Below are 24,787 nucleotides of genomic sequence, written 5' to 3'. Positions count from 1 at the left end.
TAATTACACTTTTCACAACAAAAATCACCAAGGATAACCTTTTGGCAATAACTCCCCTCTTTTCAAGCACGCAAAAACATGATTAAGATCGTTACGTTATAACATTTTTAAAAATAATCATTTGTATCGAACAAATGATGGTTCTTTTCACATTCGTTTTTGCAGTTGGAATAACAAAATGACAAGGTCACTCCTGACAGTTAGCGTGCTTAGCAGTTTATATTCTTCACTTAGTGTTGCCGAACAATCCATTGAAACAATTAACGTACAAGGCACTCGCGCGCCTCTTTACAGCACAAGAGACGTGAACGCTTCGGCATTGGGGATGAAAGATCCGCAGCTTCTCCCTATTTCCATTCAATCATTTTCTGAAGAACTGATCAGCAATCAAAGAGTAAAAACGCTAGGCGAAGTCCTTGCCAACGATGCTTCTGTTCAAAATACCTCAATTGGTACGGTTTTCGACTTTGTGAGTCTGCGTGGCTTTCAACTAGATTGGACTAACGGTCTAAGACGCGACGGTTTAGCGCTTGCCCCCTACCAAGATGTACCGCTAGAGAATATTCAGCGCATTGATATCGTTAAAGGCCCGTCAAGTCTAGTATCAGGCTTTAACAACCCCGGCGGTACCATCAACTATGTGACAAAGCGCCCAACCATGGACGCCTTTTTGGATGTCACTACAGAAGTACGTAGCCGTGGAGGAAAGTATTTACACATCGACCTCGGTGGGCCAATTTCCGAAGAGCAAACACTCGGCTATCGTATTAATGCCGCAGCAGAGAAAAACGGTGACTTTACCGGTGGTGATGACTTAGAGCGCTATTTCTTTAGTGCAGCACTAGATTGGCAAGTCTCAGACCGCCTATTTATCCGATTAGACGGCGATTACCAAGACAAAAGCACTGTATCACAGCCTTTGATAGGACTTGCCAGCGACCCCAATGATCCTGACCATAAAATCTTACCGCCCTATGTCGACACCAGTGATGTCTTGCTCGGACAACCTTGGGCAAAGTATCAAACCGAGTCATATAACCTTGCCGCACGTGCTGATTTTTGGTTGAACGACACCTGGCAATGGGTAAACCAAGCTGCACTTTCTGGTAATGATAGGTTTACCGTTTTTCCTGATATCTACTCGGTTGATACACAAGGTAATGTGCTGTCTGCCGCTATCCACATTACCCCAGACGAAACGTATGACACACTCTCCGCACATAGTTTTGTCAGCGGTCAACTTACCACCGCTGCGATTGAACATGAGCTAGTCGTCGGCGTTAGCATTCGTGATTATGAGTCAAAGGATGGGCGTTGGTTTGAGTTAACCAACCCCGTTGGCAATATTTTCAATCCAATTCATAGCAGTAAACCGCAGTTCCCTGATTATCCAGAACCAACCAAAACTGAAGCCTCTGAAAGCGCTTTTTTTATCACAGATACCTTGCACTTTAACGATGTATTCTATGCCACCTTAGGGCTGCGTCATATTCAATACAAAAAAGAGCAAACTCTACCTAGCCAAACTAAAACCACGCTAGACGACCGAACTTTTAATACTCCCATCATAGGTCTTAACTACAACCCAAGCGATCAACTCGCGTTTTATGCCAGTTACTCAGAAGGTGCGGGGGAAGGCGGCGTTGCAGTCATCGGCAGCGGTGCAATAAACGAGGGCGAATCACTCGGCCCACAAGAAAGCGAACAAATTGAAGCTGGCATAAAATACCAAACGGACACCATGAACTACTCGATAGCCGTTTTCGAAATAGAAAAAATGTTGGAGTACCACAATCACATTACTAACTATTTCGTGCAAGACGGTGTCCAGTCACATAAAGGTATTGAGCTCAATGCTAGTGGTTCATTAGCTCACGGTCTTGCAACCGTAGCATCCATCACCTTGATGGACCCCAGCTTAGATAAACTCGACGGCGAGCCCGCGCTTAATGGCAACACCCCAGCCAATGTGCCTGAATTTCAAGCAAATCTCTATGTCGACTATCAGCTGCCATTTTGGGAGGCGTTAAGCATCAATGCGGGTATTTTCCATGTTGGTGAGCGCGAACAAAACGTCAATAACACCCTAAAATTACCAGCCTACACGCGCTTCGATTTAGGCGCTAAATACCACTTTACTGACATTAACACCACGCTACGACTCAAAGCCGAAAACCTGTTCGACAAAGAATATTGGCTATCTGGCGGTGCCAAAGGCATAGATTGGGGAGTCGCTCCTGGTCGCGGCCGCACCTTTATCGCCTCATTAAGCGTGAGCTTTTAAGGATAATTCATGACTACACCTGTTATTCAAATCAATAACCTGCAAAAGCGCTTTGGTGAATACCAAGCGTTACAGGGATTAAACTTGAGCGTACATCAAGGTGAAATTCTAGCGCTGCTAGGCCCAAATGGTGCAGGTAAAACCACCACGATTAATTGCTTACTGGGTTTTTTACAACCGGATGCTGGGGAAATCACCATCGCTGGAATTAATCCACAACATGACGTAGTAACGGCAAGGCAGCAACTGGCTTATATTCCTGAACAAGTCGCGCTCTATCCGCGACTTAGCGGACTTGAGAATCTCGCGTATTTCAGCAAAATGGCCAGCATAGAAAAGACCGACGAAGCCTTTCGCACACTGCTCAGTGAAGTAAAACTGCCAAGTCACGCTGTAGACAAACCCGTTGCAACCTATTCAAAAGGGATGCGGCAAAAAGTGGGCATAGCCATTGCCCTCGCAAAACAAGCCAAGGCATTGATCTTAGATGAGCCTACATCAGGTCTTGATCCTTCAGCCAGCCATGAATTTAGCCAGCTCATTCAGTCATTAGCAAAGCAAGGCGTTGCGATTTTAATGGCGACCCACGACTTATACCGCGCTCAAGAAGATGCTCATCGCGTGGCAATTATTAATCAAGGGCAATTAGTCGATACCTTAGTCTATGAACAACTGCAAGAAGTTCAACTTGAATCCGTTTACCTCAAACATATCAAGGTGGGTGTCTGATGTTTCAAACGACATTAAAAAAGGAATGGCTCGATACCCAGCGGCAGGGACAAGCGCTTTGGCTTGGGGGCATTGCAATATTACTACTCTTGCTTGCCTGCTTGACCGGTTTTAAAAGCCACCAAAACTATCAGCAAGCCGTCACGGAAGTGTCCCAATCAGAGCAATTACGCTGGCTAAATCAAGGTGAAAAAGGTCCCCATTCCGCCGCCCACTACGGTATTTATGTGGTCAAACCCACCACCCCATTGGCTGCACTCGACGCGGGATTACAAGCATATCAAGGGAATGTGTTGAGACTTGAGGCCCATATTCGTAACGATAGCATGTTTCGAAGTGCGCAAGATATCTTACCGATGTCACGTTTTGGCAGCTTATCGCCCGCCTTTGTGCTGCAAGTGTTACTACCGCTATTGATTATATTAATTGGCTACCCACTACTTGCCCGAGAGCGTGAGCAAGGCACCCTAAAACAACTGCTCGCATCGGGCGCAAGCCCTGCAAAGTTGTTTATTGCCAAATGTGCGCTGCTTTTTGCTATTTCTTGCTTATTTTTATTGCCTGTCGCGCTTTTTTTACTTTATAGCCAAGTAACAAGCACGGAGCCTCATACACTCAGAAGTGGACTATTTTTACTATTTTATTTGGTTTACCTATTACTTTGGTCGTTACTCACCACCACGCTTTCAAGTTTACTGCCAACGGCAAGGCGCGCATTGGTAGCGCTATTAACCATTTGGGCCCTTACAACACTTTTACTACCAAAACTGGCGATGAATATCGCAACCACCATTCATCCGCAAGGTTCAGGTCAAGCGTTTCAAGCTAAGCTTGAAAGTGAGGTTTATACCGAGGCACGAGTTGAAGCAATCGCAAAGTTCAAACAACAAACATTGACTCAATATGGTGTTAGCAATGTGGAAGACTTGCCCTTTGACTATGCCGGAGCGCAACTCCAATTTGGTGAACAATACGCAGATAAAATCTTTGACCGCTTATTTTCAGCGCGTTTAGCTCAACTAGAAGCGCAATCACAAAGCTATCAACTTGCAGGAATGTTAACGCCGTTTATCGCGATACAAACGCTGTCGATGGCCACCGCCGCCAGCGACTTTACTCACCAGCAAGCATTTGAGAATGCGGCAGAGCAGCACCGCCGCCTGATGCAAGAGGTGCTTAACTTTAATCAAAGAGATCACGGTCACAAGGCGGACGGACATTACACCGCGGGCGAGGAATTATGGCAGCAGATCCCAAAGTTCGCATTCCAATACCCCAATTTCATTCGTTACCTGCCTCACTACGTTATCAGCCTGTTTAGCCTGAGCTTTTGGTTGATTGCGCTGGTGTTATTGAGTTTCTTCGCGATTAAAAAACTGCGCTTGGAGGAGCAAAGATGAAACGCTTAATGTTAGCTACCGAGTTTAAAAACCTCTGGCGAGAAAAACTCGTACTCGCGCTGTTTGTGACCACTACCATGCTTGCACTAGTGGCATTTTTTAACGCCCATTACTTTGCTAAAAAACAGCATGACGTGGTACTTGCCGCACAGCAAATGCAGCAACAGGCCATCCAAGATGCCAAAGCTGGATTACCCGAAAGACTCGCCAGCACAGCAGACTATAAGTGGTGGGAAGACCCATACGACCTGCGCGGACAGGCTTTTTACTTGATGCAGAATTACGCCACCAAAGCCCCGCTTGCAACGTCACCAATCGCAACAGGGCAAGCCGACGTATTACCTTACTATTTTAAGATGCTAATCAAAGAAAAACAGCACATCGTTCATCAATATGATTATGTTCACCCACTATCTCTGTTGTTAGGTCAGTTCGATTTAAGTTTTGTGATTGTCTACTTACTGCCATTGCTCATTATTGGCATTTGCTTTAATGCCTTGGCAAGTGAACGCCAAGGTGGACAGCTAAGACTACTGATGCTTCAAGGAGGCAGTGCAACCCGTCTTCTAACCTATCAATTATTGCTGCGAAGCGCGTTACTTGTGCTGCCATTTTTAAGTATTAGTAGCCTGCTTTTAGTCACAATACGAGAGCAGCTAGGGGTGATTGAACTGCTGAGCTATAACCTTATCGCACTATGTTATTCTGGGTTTTGGATTGCCTTAACCGCTTGGGTAAATAGCAGAGCTAAAAGTGCAGCAAACAACGCAGCTACCTTAGTCACCTGTTGGCTTGCCTTGGTGATTGTGGTTCCAGCTTTGGTCAATACCAGCATCGCTTTGCTTGACCCAACCCCTTCACGAATTCACTATATAGATAGCCTCCGTGCCGCTAGCGACGATGCCCAAAAAGCGAGTGAAAAGACCTTAGCTCAGTATTTTCAAGATCATCCAGAACTTGCGAAGAATGGCAGTGGTTCCAGCGATTACGCAACCAAAAAAATCGCCACCATTAATTCTGTTGAACGCGCAATGGCGGCTGAAGATTTACGCTTTTTAACTGCGCAACAAGCACAGCAACATAATGCACAAAAGCTACAGTATCTCTCCCCCGCACTCATCGCACAAACACTGCTGGTTGATTTAGCGGGCAATGGATTAGCACGTCATCACGCCTTTATGGAAGAAGTTGAAGCTCATCATCAAGCACTACAAGGTTTCTTTGCCAACGAAATTGCCAAAGCCAACCAACGAGGAGACTTTGCTCCTTGTGAGGGTTGTAGCGCAAAGCCAACGCTCACGGACTTAGCTGATATTCCTCAATTTAGCAGTGACTTTGTCACACCAGAGAACAACTACACGCCATTAATCTGGTTGCTGCTACTAGCAGTCGGCCTGCTTCTTATAGCAAAACGCCGTGTCAACAAGATAGACAGTGCAAACAACAAAGAGGTGTTAGTCGTATGAGTGATGCCTTCACTGCAAAATTGCATCCGCAAACGCAGAGCCTGCTATCGGAGCACCAAGCCAAGTTATTTGAATGGGCGGCTGCATTGGGAGCGCCGCTACATTTAGTGTTTCCTCAGCGTTTTGCGGAAAATATCGAAACATTGCAAGCCAACTTTATAAAGCTCGGGCTTGAGCATGAGATTTATTTTGCAAAAAAAGCCAACAAAGCCCAATGTTTTACTCAAGTCGCGTCCAATCACGATATAGGAATAGACGTGGCTAGTGTGCAAGAGTTTGAACTTGCCCTAAGCGGTGGTATTCAAGGTGTAAAAATTGGTGTATCTGGTCCGCATAAATCAGATGCACTACTTAGCTTGGCGCTTGTGCATCAAGCACTTGTCGCCATAGATTCAAGTGCTGAGTTAAGCTCCATCATTACACTGGCCCGCCAGCGAAAGCGCCCAGCGCGAGTGCTACTGCGTTTACAAACACAACCAACTAAAGCCTCACGCTTTGGTAGTTCACTGTGCCAGCTTATGCCGCTATTAGCACAGTGCCGAGAATACAAGGAATGGGTAAGCTTAGAAGGATTTAGCTGCCACTTAAGCGGGTACTGCCCACAAGCACGTGGCGAGAGTATCCATACTTTAGTCGGTGCAATAGACGAGGCCAAGCAAATGGGACTGTCGCCATCAAAAGTGAATATTGGCGGTGGCCTGCCCGTCTCCTACTTACAGAATGAGCAGTGGCAACAAGCCTTGGACTTTGAATGCTTTTTTGCAGATAAAACCTTTGCAGGATTTTATCCCTACCATAACAAACAAAGCCCTGCGGACACCTTACACGCTATTTTGGCAGTGAAGAACGCGCATGGACAAACCGCATTAGCGGCATTACGCCAAAGGAACCTTACATTGATGCTTGAACCTGGGCGCGCACTGCTCGACGAGGCTGGCATTAGCTTGTTTAAAGTGCAAGGGACAAAGCCGCACCTAGGCACATCAGACTGCCATATCGCCACACTTTCGGGCTCAAGCTTATCACTGTCAGAACAGTGGTTTGAAAGCGAATACTTGCCGAGTCCGCTGTTACTCACGGCACATTCAAACCGCAAACAAGGAACGTATCGCGTTGCTTTTGGCGGCGCAACCTGCCTAGATAACGACATGATAAGCTGGCGGTTTATCCCCTTGTCGCAACTACCGCAGCGCGATGACCTAATGGTTTACCTCAACACTGCAGGATATCAAATGGATTCAAATGAATCTGAATTTCACTCTATGCCATTGCCACGAAAAATCGCCGTAACGTGGGAGCACAACAGACTTTCTTGGCAACTACTTAGCTAGAAAAACCCCAACAACACAACGTAAAGGAGCCTATTTATGAACATAAATGTGCAGCATTCACTCGCCTCGACATTATCCCTAACCCCCTATTTAAGGGTTTCGCAAAGTATTGGTAATACCCCGCTAATGCAGTTTTTAAGTCTACCAAACGGTAGCAAACTGTTCCTTAAACTTGAGCAATTTAACCCCACTGGTAGCACTAAGATCCGAATGGCGAAGTCTATGTTAGATGAAGCAGAAGCCAGTGGCCAACTGAAGCCGGGGGGCTGGGTCGTTGAGTCAACCTCTGGCAATACCGGCGTTGGCCTTGCGCTGCTTGCAGCTGAGCGTGGCTATCGCTTTACCGCACTTGTGGATAACCATGCGGCAAAAGAGAAAATTAGTAATATGAAAGCCTTTGGCGCGGAAGTGATCTGCGTTAGCGAAGCTGGAGACGACAGCCTATCTACTGATATTCGCGATGCAATGGCCGCGAAGCTGGCACAAGAGCAAGGCGCATTTTGGACCGCCCAACACAATAATTTTGCCAATAGCCGCGGTTATACAGGACTTGCGCAAGAGGTCTTTCATGAACTTGGTGAACACATTACTCACCTTGTCGGTGCGGTTGGCACAGGTGGGTCGCTATGCGGCACAACAAGGGCTTTGCGCGACTTAGGTTGTCATCACCTCACAACGATTGGAGTTGAACCTGTAGGGTCTGTGATTTTTGGTGGACCAGGACTGAATTATCATCAGTCAGGAACGGGGACGCCGGAAGGCGCTGAGATAGGTCCTGTAATTGAGTATGAACTTATCGACAAAGGCGTGAAGGTATCTGACAAAAAAGCGTTTAATACCGCCAGGTACCTTGCCAAGCACTACGCCCTAATGGTCGGTGGCTCGGCAGGTGGGGTTATATACGAAGCGCTACAGGCGTTAAAAACCGCCCCCGCCGATAGCTTATTTGTAGTGCTCGTTTGTGACGGTGGCGAGAAATATCTCGATACCGTATTCAATGATGATTGGATGGCAAAACACGACCTTATCGACATTAACATCGAGCAAGAGCTCGATGACCTATTAACGCAATATAAACCTGCCGCGAGAGCCTAACCATGACCCAACAAACTGTTCTGCCGATACTAAATGAAGCCCAATTGGCGCAACTTGATTTTCCCTATAGTAAAGTCATTGAGGTGGTGGAAAATGCCTTTCGCTCACTGCATCACCCTGACTCTGCCAACCCACTCAAAGTGATTATGACGCCACAAGATGGCCGCTCCATTGCCTATAGTATGGCTGGCCGCGATGCTGCAAGTAATACCGTAGGGTTTAAGGTGGTCTACGAATACGATCCTGACAGAAGCCGTAACCAATATCAGTTTTACTCTTTTATCTTCCTTTGCGATGATGCCACAGGCCACCCTGTGGCCCTCATGGATGTAAAAGAACTAGGTCCTATGCGCACGTCAGCCACCTCCGCTTTGTTTGCAAAATATGCCGTTCATTCAGATGCTAAAAATGCGTTGGTTGTAGGCACAGGTGTTCAAGGGCAAATCGCTTTACCTATGCTCGTCACGGCATTACCACAACTCACACATCTAACCGTCCACGGCAGCTATCAAACAGGTTTGGAAGCGGTTCAGCAAAAACTAAAGGAGCATCACCCACAGCGACAAGTTGCGGTATCACAAGACTTAGAAGCTTCAGTAAGACAAGCCGATGTGATCCTTGCCGTTACTGGGTTGTCCGCCAAAGAGAACATTAAATATGAATGGTTAAAACCCGGCGCTGTGGTGATTTTAGTTGGTTATGGGATCGAAAAGCCAGTGCTACACCGAGCTGATAGATTGCTCACAACGGATGCAGAACAAATGAAGGTCACCGGAGACGATTTATTAGACGAGAACGGTAAACTACCCGCCGTTGATGCGACATTGACGGAAATACTAAATGGTGAAAAGCCGGCACGAACCCACCCTGATGAAATTATCTTTGTCTATAACAGCGGCATGATCATTACTGACGTGGCACTAGGACGAGCGGTTGCAGACTTTGCCATCACACAAGAAAGCGTGGAGGAAGTAACGTTATGGTAGCTTCAGCGCGCGCCGATATTTTTAAAGTAAGCCAGCTCGCAGGGCCACTTATTCTGACCAATCTACTCTACGTGGCAATTGCAACGATAGATCTTATCATGCTCGGTATGTTGAGCCCGTTAGAGCTGGCTGCTGGCGGCCTCGCCATTGGTATTTTTAATCAATTTAGAACCATGGGAACGGGCGTAGTCACGGCAACGGGTAATTTGGTGTCTGATGCAATCGGCAAGGCTAAACTAGATCTGATCACTCCTCTTTTTAACGCCAGCATGCTTATCGGAACATTTTTGGGTCTGCTATTCGCCGCCGCGATGTTTGCCATAGAGCCATTTTTAAGGTTTATCGGTACATCCGAGGCGATTGCCAATTTGACGACCCAATATTTAACCGTTGTCGCTTTGGGCTTATTACCCTGTTTTTGGTTTCAAAGCGTGCGGCATTTTAGTGTTGGATTGAAAAGACCAGGGCCATTGATGTTAATAACGGGTGTATCTGTTGTACTCACTATCGTGCTCAATTACGGTCTAATTTTTGGTCAGTTTGGCCTACCACAACTCGGCTTTGTGGGGGTTGCAGCCGCCACGTGTATCGTGCTGTATTTATCGTTTTTACTGTTTGTACTATTTGCCAAGCGCGATGACGTACTAAGCCCCTACCTCACTATAAAGTTTTGGCAAACCGACCGTGAAGCACTTAGTAAAACATGGAAAATGGGCGTGCCAATTGGCGCAACTTACGGGCTTGAAGCTGGTTTTTTCACCGTGCTTGCGTTATTTGTGGCAACACTCGGCGTAAATGCCTTAGCCGCCCACAACGTGGTAAGCCAAATGGTGTACATCGTATTTATGGTATCTGCCGGCATTTCATCTGCTTGTTCTATTTACATCAGCGAAGCCAATGCTGCGGGGGACTTTCACCATGCGAAACGCATCGGCAATTTGGGCATTATTTGCGGTGCAGCGGTCATGTCTGTTTTCGCCTTAATCTATTTATTCACACCCGAATTTGTGCTGCTGCCATTTTTAAGTGCAGAAGAATTACAAAACTCCGACGTCGTTGTTATCGCTATAGAGCTACTCGTTATTGCCGCCTTTTTGCAATTTTTTGACGCATGGCAAAATATCGGGCTCGGTATCTTGCGTGGACTTGGCGATGTTAAAAGCACCCTAATGCTGTCTTTAATTGGTTATTGGTGCATTGGTCTTCCCGGTGCGTGGTTATTTCAAGAGTTTTTCTCTTTGGGGATTTTGGGTGTTTGGTACGCCTTAATGTTAGGACTTGCGGTCACAGCGCTATCTGAGATTTGGCTTTTTAATCATAGGGCTAACCGTTTGCTTGAGCCCACATCACTCAAGGAGCAAAACGCATGACAACGACAATGCCAAACCCAGCCCGCAAAGAAGTCATTGCACTGCCGTCCTATGGTGCAGGACAAACCATTGAGCAAGCAACAGCGCGTAATCTCCACCCCAATATGATAAACCTCTCAGTGAATGAAAACCCTTTAGGGCCAAGTCCTGCAGCGCTTAATGCTTTTAAAGCACAACTGCATACCGCTAGCTGCTATCCAGACAGCCAATGCACAGAGCTAAACGAGCAGCTGGCAACTAAACTTAACATTGCCAGAGAACAAATTGTACTCGGCAATGGCTCTGAGGATGTACTCTCAATGCTCTGTAAAGCCTTCCTCAGTCAAGGCGATAAAGTGTTAGTGGCCAAGCCTACCTTTGCGCTTCATGGGATTTACGCCAATATGATGGGGGCAAAGGTCCTAGAAGTGCCGATGCAAAGCGATTTGTCCTATCGAATTGATGATTGGCTCGATGCTATCGCACATCACCCAGACTTAAAAATGCTTATGCTTGCTAACCCATCCAACCCCATAGGTTGTACGTTTGATGCCAATAATTTGCAGCGCCTCATTGATGCCTGTCCGCTCAATACGGTTATCGTCATTGATGAAGCGTACTGCGAATATGCCCAAGGCCATAAACAGTTTGTCGATAGCTTAACACTACTTCAAACACAGCCTCGTCCCTACGCGGTATTACGGACTTTTTCCAAAGCCTATGGTCTTGCAGGGCTTAGAGTGGGCTACGGCGTAATGGCAAATGCACAATTGGCGGATTATCTGCACCGCGTACGTACACCGTACAATGTAAATCGACTAGCACAACTTGCAGCGATCGCGGTACTACAAGATCCCTCCTATTTGGCAGACACGGTCACGCAAACGAATCGCGAAAGGGAAAAACTCAGCGCCGCTCTCACCGAGCTGGGTTATTTTGTCGCGCCAAGTCTAGCCAACTTTTTATTTATTGATGTCAAGCAGCCGTCTGCGCATGTCGCATCTTTGCTGCTGCAACAAGGAATAATGATAAAACCTTGGCTAGAATCAGGTTTTGATCATTTTGTAAGAGTAAGCATCGGACTGCCGGAGCAAAACCTTAGGGTGCTTGAAGCCTTTAAACAGTTGTAAGTATCGCCCTCTACGAGGGCTTTTAAGCACAAGCTGCCTGCTGATTTAAATGGTAAAGTACTTGGCTGTCGGCCTTATGCGTAAATAAGGTCGACTTTTCTGGAAAGTACTTGCCTGCTTTGGCAGCAGCAAAGATGTCTTCAATTATGGGGGCGCGACAGATGGCGGTTACAATATGAGCGTCATCACTTAGCTCAACTTTATTTTTAGACCACAGCTCCTCAAACGCTGGCATTGCCTGCAGTGCTCTACGCAACTGGGTCTGAATAAGATAAGAATCGCTTGTCGCGCGTTGGAGAGCAAAACATAAAGCAGCTTTCCCCAACCAAATAGTATAATCGCCCTCAGTCTCCGAGGATTCACAGATATCAAAATCGCTAAGGTGCTGTTTGAATTTAGTAACATCTACAGCTTGTGTGTAAGATGCCTGCACCGCGAAACTCGTTATCACCGCATCTTGCTGTGGAACTAACCATGCCATCATCCGAGATTGAGGCGCGTGACGTTGGCTGGCAGCAAACATCCTGTGATGTCCATCAGCAATTAGCCATTGTTGGTGCATTGAGATCTGCTGTCTGAATTCTTGTAGCACGTGACGATTTTCAACAACATAGAGGCGATGAGTACACTCACCGCAATCACTGTGCCACTGCGCAGTTTCAACACATTCCGCTTGCCATCGCACCTTGTCCAAATTAAGTTTTCCGACCAAAAGACACGGGGGTAAGAGCAACTTCTCGAGCTGAACACGCTTTTTCAGCGCCATAGCATGGGTAACCGAAACCGACTCGTGAGGCAGAATCGCTTGCTCAGGTAACGCTGAAACGTCAAGCTCGGCCAAAATGCCAGTAACCAAAATACCACCTTGCTCCACTTGGTAAAGATGAAGTGGTCCATCCGTTATTGTGATCATAAAATAAACCTTGCACCATTTTAGATACAATATAACATACCAGAAATTAAGTAACATCAAGTTTACATGACAATTTATACTGACTTGTTTAGTGTGGTTATTTCTTTGCCTCAATAATCAGAAAAAATTCAGTAAGTTTGCTTTAACTTACTGAGCTTTTTGTATTACAGATTTGGTGACAACGAGAGTTGATAATCATCAAAGTGTACTTCAGCCTGTTTTTGATGTTGAACCGTAACACTAGGGGAAGCGATAAGAACTTGACCCTCAGAAGATAAGCTGTAAATCTCGGTCACTATTTTCACTTGGTTTTCTTGTTCAATGGCTGAGGTGAGGCGAATTTACTTCCAATAGCTGGCTATTTGGCTATTGGAAGTAAATTCAACGCAGTTAGCGCTAAAACTGGCAGCTAGAAAGGCATTAATTATCCAATTAGCTACAAACATCCACCGCCAGCGCTAATTTCTCAATACCATGTGCGGGCAGCCAGCGTTTGTACTCAACAAAACCATGCTTATTATACAATTTTATCGCAGGTACATTTGCGGTCGCAGTTTCAACAATCACTTTTCCAGCATCAAACTCCGTTAAAGCAAAATGTAGTAATTTACCCGCAATCCCTTTGCGAAAATAACTGGGATCAACGGTCAGGCTATCTATTTCTAGCGTTTTCTCAACAATGACAATTTCAATGACAGCGGCAAGATTTTGATTTTCAAAATATCCATAAAAGTGACTCGTCGCACCGCATATATCTTCTATCGTTCGAGATAAAGGCGGAAAATAACTCGCCCCAATTAACTCTGCTTCTACTTTGTATGAGCGTTGAAATACATTGAAAATCTCTCTCGCCACCAACGCATCGCAATTGTTTAATTTTTGGATCATATATTCCGCTTCCTAAAAGCGTTCCCACAATTTTACCAATTGGTAATCAAAAAAGTACCAATCTATTGGTCAAAACACAACGCAACCAATTGAAAAATTTCCAAATTTCACGGAAATACGATATAAATGGATCAGGATCATTGCTTTTATTAATATCAAGGAGGTGCCCTATGTCGTTAGCTAAACACACACTCGATTTATCACTCACGGATAAAGTGTGGTTCAAATATGTGACTCTAAAAAACAAAAATGAATTGAACGATAACTCTCAAGTATCACTCAAATCTATCGCAGCGCTGGGCATGCTTTCCGGTGGCGCTGAGTTTTTATTTGCATTATTAGTCTTCGCCTTAGCTATCACAGCGTCGTTTATTGATGGCGAGTACCCACGCTATATCGCTTTTCCTGCTTGTTTAATCGCATTTTTAATTATCTTTTTCACTAAAAGAGTCATGCTGTACAAAAAATTTGGCTTTGGCTCTCAATGGGTGATGGACGTGTCGAAAAACCAATTAACCATTTCGCCCAAAGCAATAAAAACAAAGGTAACTGGTACGCAAAAAATTGCTAGAGAAGACATTACTGAAATCACCTTTCATTACTTACTATTAAAAGACCGCAAAGGCGGAAGAATAAAAACCACGGCCAATTTATGCTTTGCCGAAATCTTATTAAAAGATGGTACAAAAGTAGAACTCAATGGCACTCGGATCGGTTTTTTTGACTTACTCTACTTACTTATATTCTTTGACTATCCCTTAGTTTATCGAAATACGTCTGCAGGCGGCAGCTCTGATATTGCCATCATTTTACTCAGGTTACTCTCCCTTTCTGCTATTGCCGCCGGTCTTGCTAAGCTTGCGCTGAATTAAAAAAGTTCGCGCTTATTCTCGTGTAAATTGAGTAATAAGCGCTTCTCCTTTGTCGCCATTAATTTTCTCAATAGCCTCGAGCATTTCAATGATCCGTTGACGGTCAAATGGGTTAGTGATGGTATTGCGCACATCGTCGATGATGGCCTCTAGGTAATTAAACAAACTTGCCGTCGCTTGTTGATCCGCACTTGAGCGAAACAGTATATTTTTAAACGCTTCCAACACATTAACCATGACATAGCCATCGGTCTTTGCATAGTTTCTTATCGGAGTAAAATTATCATGCAGTAATTCATCAAAAGACGCTTCGTGAATATATAAAAGCGGCTCATTTTTAGCGTGTTTAAAGGAGTAGTTCACATCGCAAATATCCAAACGCTGGATAAGTAAAATACTCAGCATATCAATCGCCTTTACCGCAGTACCGGGGTCATTAATCCCTGGGCTCATGGCCTTCACTGCAATCTCCGAGATTTGTGTTAAGCCATAGCGATAATGGTCGCTGATGTACTCTTCAACATAAAAAATAAAACAGCTAAGTAACGCATCCTGTAGCGCCTCATCTTCACTAAGATCCTTATTACACTTAAGAAATGGATAGCCTCTAACGGTAAAAAACCCTTGTTTAACTGCAATATATATTTTTAAGTCATGTTGCTCGCACAACCCGCACAGTTTGTCACTGTATACTCCCTTAAAATATCCCTCTTCTGTGCTGGGTAGGTTATGCCAACTCGAGAAGTCGGGAAAGTTATCAAAAGGCTGCTCTTGCTGTTTGGTGATAATATTCTTCATCTCATTTTTGGTGTTGTTAAACAGGTCATTTAGCACATTATCGACCTGTATGGCGCGGGAGATTGAATGGATAAAAAATACAAAAAAGCCTAATGAGATCAGTCCAAACACCAGCGAAAATAAAACCCCTAACGCCGGGATCCCAGTTTCACCATTGCCCACACCACGAATGTTTATCAGCATAATGATGGCATAAATGATACTGCCGAGATAAAACCCCAATACCAGCTGGTGTGACTTTCTGGTGATAAGACCCGGCAGCACTCTAGGTGACAACCCAGCGCTGGCATTATTCAGCACAATCATCACCATTGAAAAACTAAATACCGTCAATGAGATGATACTACCCACGAGCGTGCTTAAGATGGTTCGTGCGTTCTCTTCACTGTCGACCAGTACAATCGCTATAAGCTCCTTAAAGTTGCTGATAGGAGCTGCATATTCAAGTGCCGTGGTTATGAGCGCGAAAATAAAAAATGCAACTGCAAGTAAAGAGGGGTAGAAACCGATACTACTTATCAGTTCGCGATAATTTTCGGCCAACTTGCGAGGTGTGAACATTGCTATCCTTACACTTTGAGAATCTGATTATATAGCCTAGCAAGACTTGAGCAATAGAGTAATGTATTTTAGAAAGTTAGCTTCGAAGGGTTAGCAAAACTAACCCCAAAAACTTACTTGCGATTATGCAATGAACAAGAAGCCAACAAAGGCGATAGCAGCCGCAATCAACGCATAAGGTAGCTGAGTGATGGCGTGACTGACTAAGTTACAATCTGAGCCTTGAGCTGCCAATACTGTAGAATCCGAGTAGAAACACGCTTGACTACCAAATGATGATGCCGACAACAATGCACCTATCACCAGAGGAATATTAGCATCTACAGCAACGGCCAATGGCATCACGATAGGAATAGTCACAGCGAAAATTCCCCAACTAGAGCCTGTTGCAAAGGCCAAAATAGCCATAGATAAAAACACCATCGCAGGCAGCAAACCGGCCGTCATATAAGGACTCAGCGCATTTATCACATATTGTGGCAATAGCAGCTGATCGCACACATCCTTAAAGATAAATGCGGCGATAACCGTTCCTATCGCGGGTAGCATGCATTTAAAACCATTGATCATTTGCTCAAGCATGTCTGCAAGCGGCATCAACCTTTGCACCATATAAAATGGGATAGTCACAGCCAAAGTCGCTAACAAGCCTTTCCATACATCAATGTCAAAATACACCGTAAACGCCACCAACAAACCAATGGGCACCAAAAAGTTAACCAGCTTGCCTTGCGTGTCGGCTTGTTCAAATTCCTGCTCAATGGCTTTTGCAGCATAGTGATCCGGCGTATGTACTTCTTCCAAGTCAACCTGCTCAAGCGCAGGCTGTCCTTGTTTAGCTGCAAGCTCTGCTTTTTTCATTGGGCCGAATAGTGGAACAATACCAAATATCACCATTGGCACCATAATTACAGCCACCCAAGCATACAGCATGTAAGGAATGGCCTGAATATACGTGCTGATCCCCTGTCCTTCACCCGCGACACCGTTATCAACCAACAAACCGCCGAAGAACACCGCCCAAGTCGAAAGCGGTACTAAAACACAGATAGGCGCAGCGGTTGAATCCACTACATAGGCAAGCATTTCCCTAGAAATCTTAAACTTATCGGTAACACGACGCATCGTCTCACCAACCGTCAGCGCATTAAGATAGTCATCAATAAAAATGATCACACCCAAAAAATAAGTCATAAGCAAAGACGACTTTGGCCCTTTTGCCATTTTCAGTGCATTGCGGCCAAATGCTAAGGCACCGCCCGTATGCACTAGCAGCGCTATCAAGGCACCAAACGTACCACATACCAGAATAAGCCAGCCGATGGTTTCATCGCCCATCACTTTTAGCGAAGCATCAGCAAAATTTGCCAATACGGTGGCAGGGTCTAACAATGTGAGTCCTACAAGCGCCCCTAAAACAAGGGACAAGATTGGACGACGTAAGATAATTGCAAGTGTCAATACGACGACTGGAGGAATGATGCTAATTGCACTTGGCTCAGCCATGCGAATTTCCCAAATCAAAGGAATTTGAGCAGCGGAAAAAAGGGACGCAACATCGGCTGTAAACAGCGGTTGATGCAGTCTTGTCCGTTTCCCAAATTCAGAACAAAAGGTTAAAATCACAGGCACTTAATGCGTGTGAGGATCTGCCTAATATTGGGTTGACGAGTTGACTGTATGGCCCTCATTGAAACATCGCGGAGAAAATATACAGAATTTGACTTTGCGTCAATTTATTTTTTGTCTAATGCTAGTTTTGCCATGTGCTTATTTACTTGCTCTATCTCTTCAGCGGTCAATTCGGCGTAACGTCTAGGATAAGACCACCCGTACCCCCAACGAAATGGCGTAGGTAAATAAGGAAGCCCACCAAGTCGCACCCCCACTAACATCAAGGTTGCCACTTCTTCTTGACCTACCGCAGCAACACATTTTTGCAAGGCAATGTCGGCATTTTCGCGCTCTATAGCGGTACCACCTTTCCAGTAGGCAAGGTCGTGTGCCGTGCAACAACTTAACCACAGTTCATTTTGCGACAAAGTACCATCAGGAAATACACTGCAACCATCGCTTGTGAATGGCTTTAATTCATCGGCACTGCCGTGACTAGATGCAAACAGCAGCGAGAATATAATTACTCTTTTTTTAATCATCTTAGATTACCGTATGGCTACTTTCATGACTTCCAAGCTTAGCTGGCGCACCTTACACTTTCATTTCCATCAGCTGCGCATCTTCACCATAACTTTTGCATACCTTAATTGGCTTTGGAACATCAACCAAAACCCTACGCTATTTTGAACAGCCACGAGTCGAATGCGACAGTACCCCATTTGGGTCGCCAACTCAACTAAGCGTTTAATCATCAAGGCACCAATCCCCTGCCCTGATAAGGCTTGTGAAACAACTAGGTCATGTAGAAACAACGACGAACTAGCCGGTTGTTCAGGAAGTAATACCAATTTGCTGAATTAAGTGCTCTATTTTGAGGCAAGAAAATCTTGTCGATAACAAGGCAAAAATTTTGCTATTTAGTTGTTCTAAATAAGAAGTTTTTAACACAGTTAGCGTCAGATTTGCTCCTTCAAATTGAGCAAGTATTTAGGTAGATTGGTATAATGTAAACAGACTCGGCGGTTTTTCATCGTACCAAGGGTGCGCCAGTAAATAGGCATCCACGGCTCGATGCTGTTTAAAAACAAAACAACTTTTTGGCGAGCGTATCCATTTACTTTTTAGGATATCCACAGTTTCCGGCGCAACATCATGATACGCCTGATTTTGTAGCGTTAGGATCTCAGGCCACGACGCATCTTCGATAGCATAATAAGTCATAATTTACTCACATACAGCACAGAGACTAATTGCATCCTATACACCACCATTTTGGCCTTCTTGAAATATAAGAATGGGATTTGGGTTCTAGGGTTTTACGACTATTAGCATCAAAAACGCCGAGCACTAATGCAATGACAGGTGCGTCATCTATTGCACCTAATGTGCTACCACACTCAGGGCAAAAAGCGCGCGATGAATAATCCGATGAACGCCACACCTTAGGAGCACCGCCAGGCCCATCCCAGCTTACCTCTTCACTTGCGAACTCTACCCAAGCAACGGTTAGTGCACCGCTATGTCTTTGGCATATTTTACATGAGCAGGTATGGGGGTTATGAGGTACTCCGGTTGCAGTAAAACGGATCTGTCCACATAAACATCCTCCAACAAAATTGACAGCCATCCTTGTGTTTCCTTAGTATTTCGCAATTATCTAAATTAAGTACGATAGCTAATTACCGTGCCCATTGAAGTTCCAAGTGAAACACAAAACTGAACACTAAACCACTGAATTTATGAAGCATTAGTTAGGTGTCTCGTAGTTAGGCATTTTTACTATCGAAGTTATCGTGGGGCTCGCCGGTAAGTTCATACTTCAATACTCCAAGCTCCTGATAATAATGCAGGATATCGATAAAAGATTCGTATTCTCTTTGCGGTGAAACCGTCAACGCAAAGCACCCATGATCAAATTGCTCGCTCTCCACACCAGATAGGGTAAGCTCTTGAAGTAGCTCTATGTTTTTGGCACTTTCTAACTCGTTTGTAAAGCGGATCCGCAAAGAGTGATACTCACTTCGAGCCACTATATCGATAACTTCTAAAGAACCTTCGGTATCTGGTGCAACCAAAACGTGGTCGTCATAGTTAACACCAAAAGCAAAAAGCGGTGCACCTTTTATCTGATAAATGTTATCGCCTACTGCCATAGCAATAATAAATTCTTCAGCACATCCTTGAGGATGGTTTTTAAAAGTAAACCGTACTTTGTCAGTAACTAAATCATTCATATGGATACAAACCGCCTTTACATGGACTGATCTCGTTTTATCTAACCGACCGTAAGTCCAGCAAATAAAAGTTACCCACAATTACAATGTGTTACTTGTATATGGGCTTAGATTGCCAACATGATGCAGTAGCGAAACTGAAGAGAAAATTAAGCGACGACCTATAGAAAACAAAGTGGTTAATCACCAGCTAATTTTAGCTTTGAGATCGACTGTGCGATCTTTCTTTTTATAATTTCCTGTTCAATATATAAAGAGACTCCCACTCCTATCATAGCGGTGATAAGCATCACTAACCAAAAGGACAAATTGTCGTAAGACAATAACCCAGAAACGGCAAGGTAGACGTTAAACGGTACTACAATAAACAATACACCAAGCACTTTGAACAGCTCATTTAAGGTTGCCGAATCTGCTTTCGCTGCTGTAATTACCTCATGCAATATCTGATCGTCTATCAGCTCGATTTTCGTGAAATTATTCCTTATCCATCGTAAGTAATCCAATTTACCTTTGCCTCCAAATTTCGGTTTTATATATAACGTAAACAACTTGGGAACAGGGCGCTCTGAGACACAAAGTGGCATGCTAACGTTTGCCCCAAAGCACATCAATTTCTTTACCGTCTTTAACAAACTCTAGCTTCACCGTCACTTTGGTACCATTTTGTGCCTGAGGAAAAGTGCGCGTACATTGCAATACATAATGAGCGAAAAAGCGGTTATAAAATCCATGTTCGCCCATGTCATCAAAAAGATTAAATGCTTTTTCAAGCACAGAATAATCCCCTTCTTGGTGATAAGCGAGGTTAAGTTGTGCAAAACCATCGCATAGGTTTTTAATGTCGTGCAAAATCCGCGGATGCAACTCGACTATTCCTGCAAGGGTTTGGAATTTACTCGCACCTAGCCTGCGCCAATCCCGCTCTTTACGTGCAAGTTTTCGACATCCCTTTGCTTTGAGATATTGATATGTCGCCAGAGCCACTTCGTTGTGAGTGTTAAGTTGCGAATTTAACAATGCCCCAAAAATCGCATCGTATAATTTCACTCGATTTTCTATAGTTGCCCGCTCAGGAAGTATCTTGTGATTAATGGGTAATGCAGCGGCAAGCGAGATGGCCAGTCTTCGACTATCAAACTGACCTAATAAAGGTAGTAGCTGAACAAACGCGTCATGGTCAAGGTGTAAGGACTTAACGATTCGCACATTATCGGCATCTTTGAGTATCTCGCTCAATCGGTGTTTTGTATCCTCAGAGTCAAACTCTGGGATCATACCCCATACCGATAAATCATCGACCAAGTGGTCCAGCTCGTTACTGGTCACACTCGCCTCTTGCTGTTTATGTACGAGCGTCAGACCCAACGTAAACTCGTTTAGCTTAGGCGGCGTTGATGTTGAAAAGGCCACCATCTGAGCATCAAAGCTGAGATAGTAATGACGTTTATCGCCATTAATATCATCTTGATAACCACGCATTCCAAGCGTAGCAAGTTGCACTCTATTTAGCTTGTCTCTCGTTTCAATGGATTTAAATGAATAGCTGTTACGGCTCATGGCCGACCAAGCACCAAAGCCTAAATTGAACCCATAGGCTTGCTTGATTTCAGTACTGGTTTGAAAGAAGAAGCGCTCTATCTCGATTTCATCTTGGTAACTAGGCTGAGTGATAGTACCAACCCGCCCAAATAACGCATCAAGATGCACCTGCTCTAGGCCTTTGGTAGTTAATTTCGCTTCAAGCAGCGATTGATGACTGGATAAACGCGTATATTCAAACTTAACACTTAGCTCGGCTTTTAACTTTGCAGCCGTTTCAATATTTGCTAGCACCGTTTTTTTAATGGTCAGCAGCTCGCTCTGAAGTCGTTCTAAACCGTCTGTTAGTGGATCAAGCTGTAAGCGATCTTTTAACCCTAAGATCAAGTCGTTTTGTGCTTCATCGGGAGAGTCTGTTGCGACAAGCGAAAGGACTTCTTCCACCTTATCCAAAGGTGCATTAAATATCCCCGTCAAAATACTCGAATAAGCTTGCTTAAATCCGGCTTGGTCGGCAAACTTGGCGTTCACTCCCCCAGTGATGGTTAAAGCGGTATTCGACAATGTCGATTTTTTAATTGCGAGGAAAGTATGGTGTGGTTTATCCAAGCGTTTAGAAAAGACAACACGAAAGCCACCACGGATCTCGATATTAAGGTCCGCATTCAAAGCCGAATCAAGGTTAACATCAAGTAATTCTCCTTGGTCCAACCAGCGGCTAAACATATCGAGATTTTGCGCGATTATATCTGACCACCTAAAATTGGCGCTCACCGTTAACGCCCCTGCCGTTTCCATCATTAATGCATTGTTAGGTGCAAGTGACTTAACATCCTCAACATCGAAAATAACTGGCATAGTCGCAAGGTCGCGGCCTAAGGCAAGACCCACAGCTTCATGTGGTTGATGGCAAAGGTAGGCTGCTAGTTTACATTGTGCCTGCCCATCTGTATTGATGCCAAGCAGCCCCGCTTTGGAGGCATCGGTGAGATCAAAATCAATCTGTGTGCTGTATTTTATCCAGCACACCTCATCACTATAGGTAAGTGTTGTGGTAGGTTCGAGATCTGCATTAACCTCTTTTTGCTCACCAATAATACCGTCTTCATTGATGACAGTGCTCGCGTTTATGAGCTCTACCTTAGCGTCACCAGTAACACTTGCGATTATCCCCTCCAATGCGAAGCTATGGCTTTCTACCATTTCCCCGCGCCAAGGTAACAAATCACCATGATAGTCTTTAAGTGGTGTGAGGGTAGTCTCGACAAGCGTTTGTAAGCCCGTCATATTCAGTTCAATCGTCATCGAATTTCCTTTTCATCTGAAGTGGAATTATCTAACCTAAGCGCCGATTAACTATAGCTGTAATTTAACCCTGAGAGGATAATTTTAGACCAATAATCCCGATCACTATCAACAGCAAACTGAGTAGCTTAAGTGATGACAACGGCTCTTTAAAATAGACAAAGCCAACAATAATCGACCCTAGCATACCAATCCCAACCCAGACAGAATAAGCAACGCTAAGCGGTAAAGTTCGTAGTGCAACACTGAGAAAGTAGAAACTTGCGGCCATCGCCACTAAAGTAATAATTGAGGGAACAGGCTTCGTAAAACCGTTGGTAAATTTCAAACCAATAGCCCAAACGACTTCCAATAAACCTGCAAAAACAAGTAGCAACCAGCTCATGACAACTCCAAAATGGGGTCGTCCCCGCCAGTAAAAGAAAGCTCTGGAGGTCGTCCACCAGAGCGAGAGAAAATTAGCACGCCCGTGAAGCTAATTCAAGCTTCACGGCACATAAATTAAAATTGTAAAAGAACTAGGTCCTAATATAACCTAAAAAATCGCAGTTAGCCGTGACAGACCGCACCTTCCAACCACCTTGCTCTATCTGCTCAATCTCTTGGTTGAGTGAGTTAACGTCTGGTCGTGGCCACAAAAATGCTTTTTCTTATTAAATATTACAACTCTTCTCATGCATCCTCCATACGCAATTATCAAACCGACTAAGTACACAGCACAACAAAAAAGTACAAAGGCAAGTAATGGCTGCGATTATATGATGATTTATCACTGTTTTAGTGTGGATAAGACTGCTACAAGTTTTGTTATTCATCATTTACAGCGCAACAGACGTAATACCAAAGAAGGCAAATCACATTACTCACATGTACTCTTTGTGATATTACTTTGCATGTTGGCGTACAAAGCTATCAAGCGCCGCAACCGACTTAATCACATAGAGTGTTTTGGTTTGCGAGCTTTGCTCTAACTGCGATAAGAACTCTTCATTCCAAAATTGCGGACAACGCCTTAACGTTTTAATACTGGCAATTGTCCCTTTAAACACTGAGCTACCATCTGGCCAGCCTTCAGGCTTAGTGAGCATGCTTTTTAAAAGACGTTTTATCACAAACCAATAACTCACTCGATATGGTAAGTCGATGTAGATTAAGGTATCTGCCGCATCTAAGCGCTGCTTAAATGCTCCTAACGGACCAAAGCCGTCAATGATCCACGCATCAGTATTCAATATGTTTTGATGTGCCTCGTCAAAAGCAACTCTGTCAACAAACTCGCCATTTGCTTGGTAGAGTATTGAGTCTAATTGATATAACGGGATGTGTACTGCTGCGGCCAGTCCTTTACTTATCGTAGACTTACCACTTCCCGGCTTACCAAAAACTGCTATTTTCTTCATATAACCTCCTTGATGTGACCCCACAAGGCAGATACAAAAAACCCACCTTACTTTGGTGGGTTCATTAAAAAAGCGCACAAAACCACCACTCCTAAGGAATGGTAATAATTCGTGTACTTGTGAGAAATAGTTTTATATTCATACCGATACTTTCACGCAATGATTAATTATTGTCAAGCACGCGCAAGGCCAGATGAGTGAATTGAGAAGTAGCATCACTTTGTGGGCTGGCGAGTCACTAACTTTGGCATCGCTACTGTCGACTCAACAGTAAGTTGCCGCCAGATAGCGCCAAAAATGAAGCACATGCACGATTAAAACGTTTAACCAATTTAGGTTTACTAAACCACTGCCTTAGATATAGCCCAATAACAGCGTACATAGCGATAGCCACTATTTCCAGAACGAGAAAAGTAGCTCCCAATAGTGAAAATTGCTCTGTCACATTTTTTGCAACGTCGACAAACTGAGGGAGAAAAGCGGTAAATATCAAAATTGCTTTTGGATTACCCGCTGCAAGGGCGAACTCTTGTTTCATCAGTCCGATAATGCTCAGATTGCGGACATCATCTGAAACTGGACTAACATCTGAGCGCCATAAATTATAAGCAATCCATAATAAATAGAGCGCGCCACAAATCTTAATGGCTAGAAACAATATTTCCGACGTATACAGCACAACTGCAAGGCCTGAAGCGGCAAGCGCTATCATCACACAAAATGCGGCGAGCCTTCCAAACCCTGCAAGTAGAGCTATACGAAAACCATAGCGACGAGCATTATTTAGCGCTAAAAGATTATTTGGCCCTGGAGCCATATTCAAGGCAAAGCACGCTGGGATAAATAAAAGTAGTGTCCAGATGTCCATAGTCTTTCCTCTAAAAAAT

The 24,787-nt window shown here is 44.4% G+C and carries 24 protein-coding genes; 10 read left to right on the top strand and 14 right to left on the bottom strand.

Features of this window, described 5'->3' with window-relative positions; genetic code table 11:
* The first annotated feature begins 178 nt into the window (after positions 1-178).
* From CKO50_RS12820 to hisC, 9 genes are read left to right on the top strand one after another with little or no spacing between them, the layout of a single operon-like run.
* Complete coding sequence (locus CKO50_RS12820) at positions 179-2,284, top strand: TonB-dependent siderophore receptor (protein WP_095728474.1); 2,106 nt, start codon at positions 179-181, stop codon at positions 2,282-2,284.
* Positions 2,285-2,293: 9 nt separating this feature from the next.
* Positions 2,294-3,013, top strand: coding sequence for an ABC transporter ATP-binding protein (locus CKO50_RS12815; RefSeq protein ID WP_039497249.1), 720 nt, complete (start codon positions 2,294-2,296; stop codon positions 3,011-3,013).
* Positions 3,013-4,413, top strand: coding sequence for a DUF3526 domain-containing protein (locus CKO50_RS12810; protein ID WP_095728473.1), 1,401 nt, complete (start codon positions 3,013-3,015; stop codon positions 4,411-4,413). The genes CKO50_RS12815 and CKO50_RS12810 overlap by 1 nt, the downstream gene beginning before the upstream one ends.
* Positions 4,410-5,879, top strand: a complete 1,470-nt coding sequence (locus CKO50_RS12805) for a DUF3526 domain-containing protein (RefSeq protein WP_095728472.1) — start codon at positions 4,410-4,412, stop codon at positions 5,877-5,879. Before CKO50_RS12810 ends, CKO50_RS12805 begins: the two co-directional genes overlap by 4 nt.
* The gene (locus CKO50_RS12800; protein WP_095728471.1) at positions 5,876-7,210 is read left to right on the top strand and encodes an alanine racemase; all 1,335 of its coding nucleotides are present in this window, start codon (positions 5,876-5,878) and stop codon (positions 7,208-7,210) included. Before CKO50_RS12805 ends, CKO50_RS12800 begins: the two co-directional genes overlap by 4 nt.
* A gap of 36 nt (positions 7,211-7,246) precedes the next feature.
* Positions 7,247-8,305 (top strand): cysteine synthase family protein, encoded by a 1,059-nt coding sequence (locus CKO50_RS12795; protein ID WP_095728470.1) that lies wholly within the window; start codon positions 7,247-7,249, stop codon positions 8,303-8,305.
* A 2-nt stretch (positions 8,306-8,307) separates the two neighbouring features.
* Positions 8,308-9,291 (top strand): ornithine cyclodeaminase, encoded by a 984-nt coding sequence (locus CKO50_RS12790; RefSeq protein WP_095728469.1) that lies wholly within the window; start codon positions 8,308-8,310, stop codon positions 9,289-9,291.
* A complete protein-coding gene (locus CKO50_RS12785) occupies positions 9,285-10,661 on the top strand; it encodes an MATE family efflux transporter (protein WP_095728468.1) in 1,377 nt (458 codons plus the stop codon). Before CKO50_RS12790 ends, CKO50_RS12785 begins: the two co-directional genes overlap by 7 nt.
* Positions 10,658-11,770: a histidinol-phosphate transaminase gene (gene hisC / locus CKO50_RS12780; RefSeq protein ID WP_095728467.1), complete on the top strand. Its 1,113-nt coding sequence runs from the start codon at positions 10,658-10,660 to the stop codon at positions 11,768-11,770. Before CKO50_RS12785 ends, hisC begins: the two co-directional genes overlap by 4 nt.
* Positions 11,771-11,792: 22 nt before the next feature.
* Here the strand turns inward: hisC and CKO50_RS12775 are convergent, their stop codons facing one another.
* Together CKO50_RS12775 and CKO50_RS12765 are read right to left on the bottom strand one after the other, a co-directional pair.
* Positions 11,793-12,683: a DUF1015 family protein gene (locus tag CKO50_RS12775; RefSeq protein WP_095728466.1), complete on the bottom strand. Its 891-nt coding sequence runs from the start codon at positions 12,681-12,683 to the stop codon at positions 11,793-11,795.
* A 432-nt stretch (positions 12,684-13,115) separates the two neighbouring features.
* Positions 13,116-13,571 carry an N-acetyltransferase gene (locus CKO50_RS12765; RefSeq protein ID WP_095728465.1) on the bottom strand — a complete coding sequence of 152 codons (456 nt, stop codon included), beginning with the start codon at positions 13,569-13,571 and terminating at the stop codon, positions 13,116-13,118.
* Positions 13,572-13,741: 170 nt separating this feature from the next.
* Between CKO50_RS12765 and CKO50_RS12760 the strand changes: the two genes are divergently transcribed.
* On the top strand, positions 13,742-14,443 hold the full coding sequence (locus CKO50_RS12760; RefSeq protein ID WP_095728464.1) for a hypothetical protein: 702 nt from the start codon (positions 13,742-13,744) through the stop codon (positions 14,441-14,443).
* 12 nt (positions 14,444-14,455) lie between these two features.
* Here the strand turns inward: CKO50_RS12760 and CKO50_RS12755 are convergent, their stop codons facing one another.
* From CKO50_RS12755 to CKO50_RS12695, 12 genes are all read right to left on the bottom strand, one after another.
* Complete coding sequence (locus CKO50_RS12755; RefSeq protein ID WP_095728463.1) at positions 14,456-15,802, bottom strand: DUF2254 domain-containing protein; 1,347 nt, start codon at positions 15,800-15,802, stop codon at positions 14,456-14,458.
* A gap of 123 nt (positions 15,803-15,925) precedes the next feature.
* Entirely contained in the window at positions 15,926-17,308 is a 1,383-nt protein-coding gene (locus CKO50_RS12750; RefSeq protein ID WP_095728462.1) for a Na+/H+ antiporter NhaC family protein, read from the bottom strand.
* Positions 17,309-17,538: 230 nt separating this feature from the next.
* Positions 17,539-17,958, bottom strand: coding sequence for a hypothetical protein (locus tag CKO50_RS12745; RefSeq protein ID WP_095728461.1), 420 nt, complete (start codon positions 17,956-17,958; stop codon positions 17,539-17,541).
* 69 nt (positions 17,959-18,027) lie between these two features.
* On the bottom strand, positions 18,028-18,231 hold the full coding sequence (locus CKO50_RS12740) for a GNAT family N-acetyltransferase (protein WP_255229711.1): 204 nt from the start codon (positions 18,229-18,231) through the stop codon (positions 18,028-18,030).
* 175 nt (positions 18,232-18,406) lie between these two features.
* On the bottom strand, positions 18,407-18,640 hold the full coding sequence (locus CKO50_RS12735; protein ID WP_255229709.1) for a hypothetical protein: 234 nt from the start codon (positions 18,638-18,640) through the stop codon (positions 18,407-18,409).
* 25 nt (positions 18,641-18,665) lie between these two features.
* Entirely contained in the window at positions 18,666-19,046 is a 381-nt protein-coding gene (locus CKO50_RS12730) for a GFA family protein (RefSeq protein ID WP_095728460.1), read from the bottom strand.
* A 139-nt stretch (positions 19,047-19,185) separates the two neighbouring features.
* Complete coding sequence (locus tag CKO50_RS12725) at positions 19,186-19,653, bottom strand: DUF4265 domain-containing protein (RefSeq protein WP_095728459.1); 468 nt, start codon at positions 19,651-19,653, stop codon at positions 19,186-19,188.
* A gap of 179 nt (positions 19,654-19,832) precedes the next feature.
* The gene (locus CKO50_RS12720) at positions 19,833-20,159 is read right to left on the bottom strand and encodes a hypothetical protein (RefSeq protein WP_141240146.1); all 327 of its coding nucleotides are present in this window, start codon (positions 20,157-20,159) and stop codon (positions 19,833-19,835) included.
* Between the two features lie 82 nt (positions 20,160-20,241).
* Positions 20,242-22,500, bottom strand: a complete 2,259-nt coding sequence (locus tag CKO50_RS12715; protein ID WP_095728457.1) for a hypothetical protein — start codon at positions 22,498-22,500, stop codon at positions 20,242-20,244.
* A 64-nt stretch (positions 22,501-22,564) separates the two neighbouring features.
* A complete protein-coding gene (locus CKO50_RS12710) occupies positions 22,565-22,885 on the bottom strand; it encodes a multidrug efflux SMR transporter (protein ID WP_017216036.1) in 321 nt (106 codons plus the stop codon).
* Between the two features lie 499 nt (positions 22,886-23,384).
* Positions 23,385-23,900 (bottom strand): adenylate kinase, encoded by a 516-nt coding sequence (locus CKO50_RS12700; RefSeq protein WP_095728456.1) that lies wholly within the window; start codon positions 23,898-23,900, stop codon positions 23,385-23,387.
* Positions 23,901-24,153: 253 nt separating this feature from the next.
* Positions 24,154-24,768 (bottom strand): LysE family translocator, encoded by a 615-nt coding sequence (locus CKO50_RS12695; protein WP_095728455.1) that lies wholly within the window; start codon positions 24,766-24,768, stop codon positions 24,154-24,156.
* Positions 24,769-24,787: the final 19 nt, after the last annotated feature.

Source organism: Pseudoalteromonas sp. HM-SA03 (genome assembly GCF_002289345.1).
In the GTDB taxonomy this organism is placed as follows: domain Bacteria; phylum Pseudomonadota; class Gammaproteobacteria; order Enterobacterales; family Alteromonadaceae; genus Pseudoalteromonas.
Note: the sequence above shows the minus strand (reverse complement) of the source record. Positions and strands in the feature narration are given on the sequence as shown.

Bases quoted from the DNA above. Each gene is read 5' to 3' on its own strand.
- CKO50_RS12820 (WP_095728474.1), top strand. From the start codon at position 179: ATGACAAGGTCACTCCTGACAGTTAGCGTGCTTAGCAGTTTATATTCT.
- CKO50_RS12815 (WP_039497249.1), top strand. From the start codon at position 2,294: ATGACTACACCTGTTATTCAAATCAATAACCTGCAAAAGCGCTTTGGT.
- CKO50_RS12810 (WP_095728473.1), top strand. From the start codon at position 3,013: ATGTTTCAAACGACATTAAAAAAGGAATGGCTCGATACCCAGCGGCAG.
- CKO50_RS12805 (WP_095728472.1), top strand. From the start codon at position 4,410: ATGAAACGCTTAATGTTAGCTACCGAGTTTAAAAACCTCTGGCGAGAA.
- CKO50_RS12800 (WP_095728471.1), top strand. From the start codon at position 5,876: ATGAGTGATGCCTTCACTGCAAAATTGCATCCGCAAACGCAGAGCCTG.
- CKO50_RS12795 (WP_095728470.1), top strand. From the start codon at position 7,247: ATGAACATAAATGTGCAGCATTCACTCGCCTCGACATTATCCCTAACC.
- CKO50_RS12790 (WP_095728469.1), top strand. From the start codon at position 8,308: ATGACCCAACAAACTGTTCTGCCGATACTAAATGAAGCCCAATTGGCG.
- CKO50_RS12785 (WP_095728468.1), top strand. From the start codon at position 9,285: ATGGTAGCTTCAGCGCGCGCCGATATTTTTAAAGTAAGCCAGCTCGCA.
- hisC (WP_095728467.1), top strand. From the start codon at position 10,658: ATGACAACGACAATGCCAAACCCAGCCCGCAAAGAAGTCATTGCACTG.
- CKO50_RS12775 (WP_095728466.1), bottom strand. From the start codon at position 12,683: ATGATCACAATAACGGATGGACCACTTCATCTTTACCAAGTGGAGCAA.
- CKO50_RS12765 (WP_095728465.1), bottom strand. From the start codon at position 13,571: ATGATCCAAAAATTAAACAATTGCGATGCGTTGGTGGCGAGAGAGATT.
- CKO50_RS12760 (WP_095728464.1), top strand. From the start codon at position 13,742: ATGTCGTTAGCTAAACACACACTCGATTTATCACTCACGGATAAAGTG.
- CKO50_RS12755 (WP_095728463.1), bottom strand. From the start codon at position 15,802: ATGTTCACACCTCGCAAGTTGGCCGAAAATTATCGCGAACTGATAAGT.
- CKO50_RS12750 (WP_095728462.1), bottom strand. From the start codon at position 17,308: ATGGCTGAGCCAAGTGCAATTAGCATCATTCCTCCAGTCGTCGTATTG.
- CKO50_RS12745 (WP_095728461.1), bottom strand. From the start codon at position 17,958: ATGATTAAAAAAAGAGTAATTATATTCTCGCTGCTGTTTGCATCTAGT.
- CKO50_RS12735 (WP_255229709.1), bottom strand. From the start codon at position 18,640: ATGACTTATTATGCTATCGAAGATGCGTCGTGGCCTGAGATCCTAACG.
- CKO50_RS12730 (WP_095728460.1), bottom strand. From the start codon at position 19,046: ATGGCTGTCAATTTTGTTGGAGGATGTTTATGTGGACAGATCCGTTTT.
- CKO50_RS12725 (WP_095728459.1), bottom strand. From the start codon at position 19,653: ATGAATGATTTAGTTACTGACAAAGTACGGTTTACTTTTAAAAACCAT.
- CKO50_RS12715 (WP_095728457.1), bottom strand. From the start codon at position 22,500: ATGACGATTGAACTGAATATGACGGGCTTACAAACGCTTGTCGAGACT.
- CKO50_RS12710 (WP_017216036.1), bottom strand. From the start codon at position 22,885: ATGAGCTGGTTGCTACTTGTTTTTGCAGGTTTATTGGAAGTCGTTTGG.
- CKO50_RS12700 (WP_095728456.1), bottom strand. From the start codon at position 23,900: ATGAAGAAAATAGCAGTTTTTGGTAAGCCGGGAAGTGGTAAGTCTACG.
- CKO50_RS12695 (WP_095728455.1), bottom strand. From the start codon at position 24,768: ATGGACATCTGGACACTACTTTTATTTATCCCAGCGTGCTTTGCCTTG.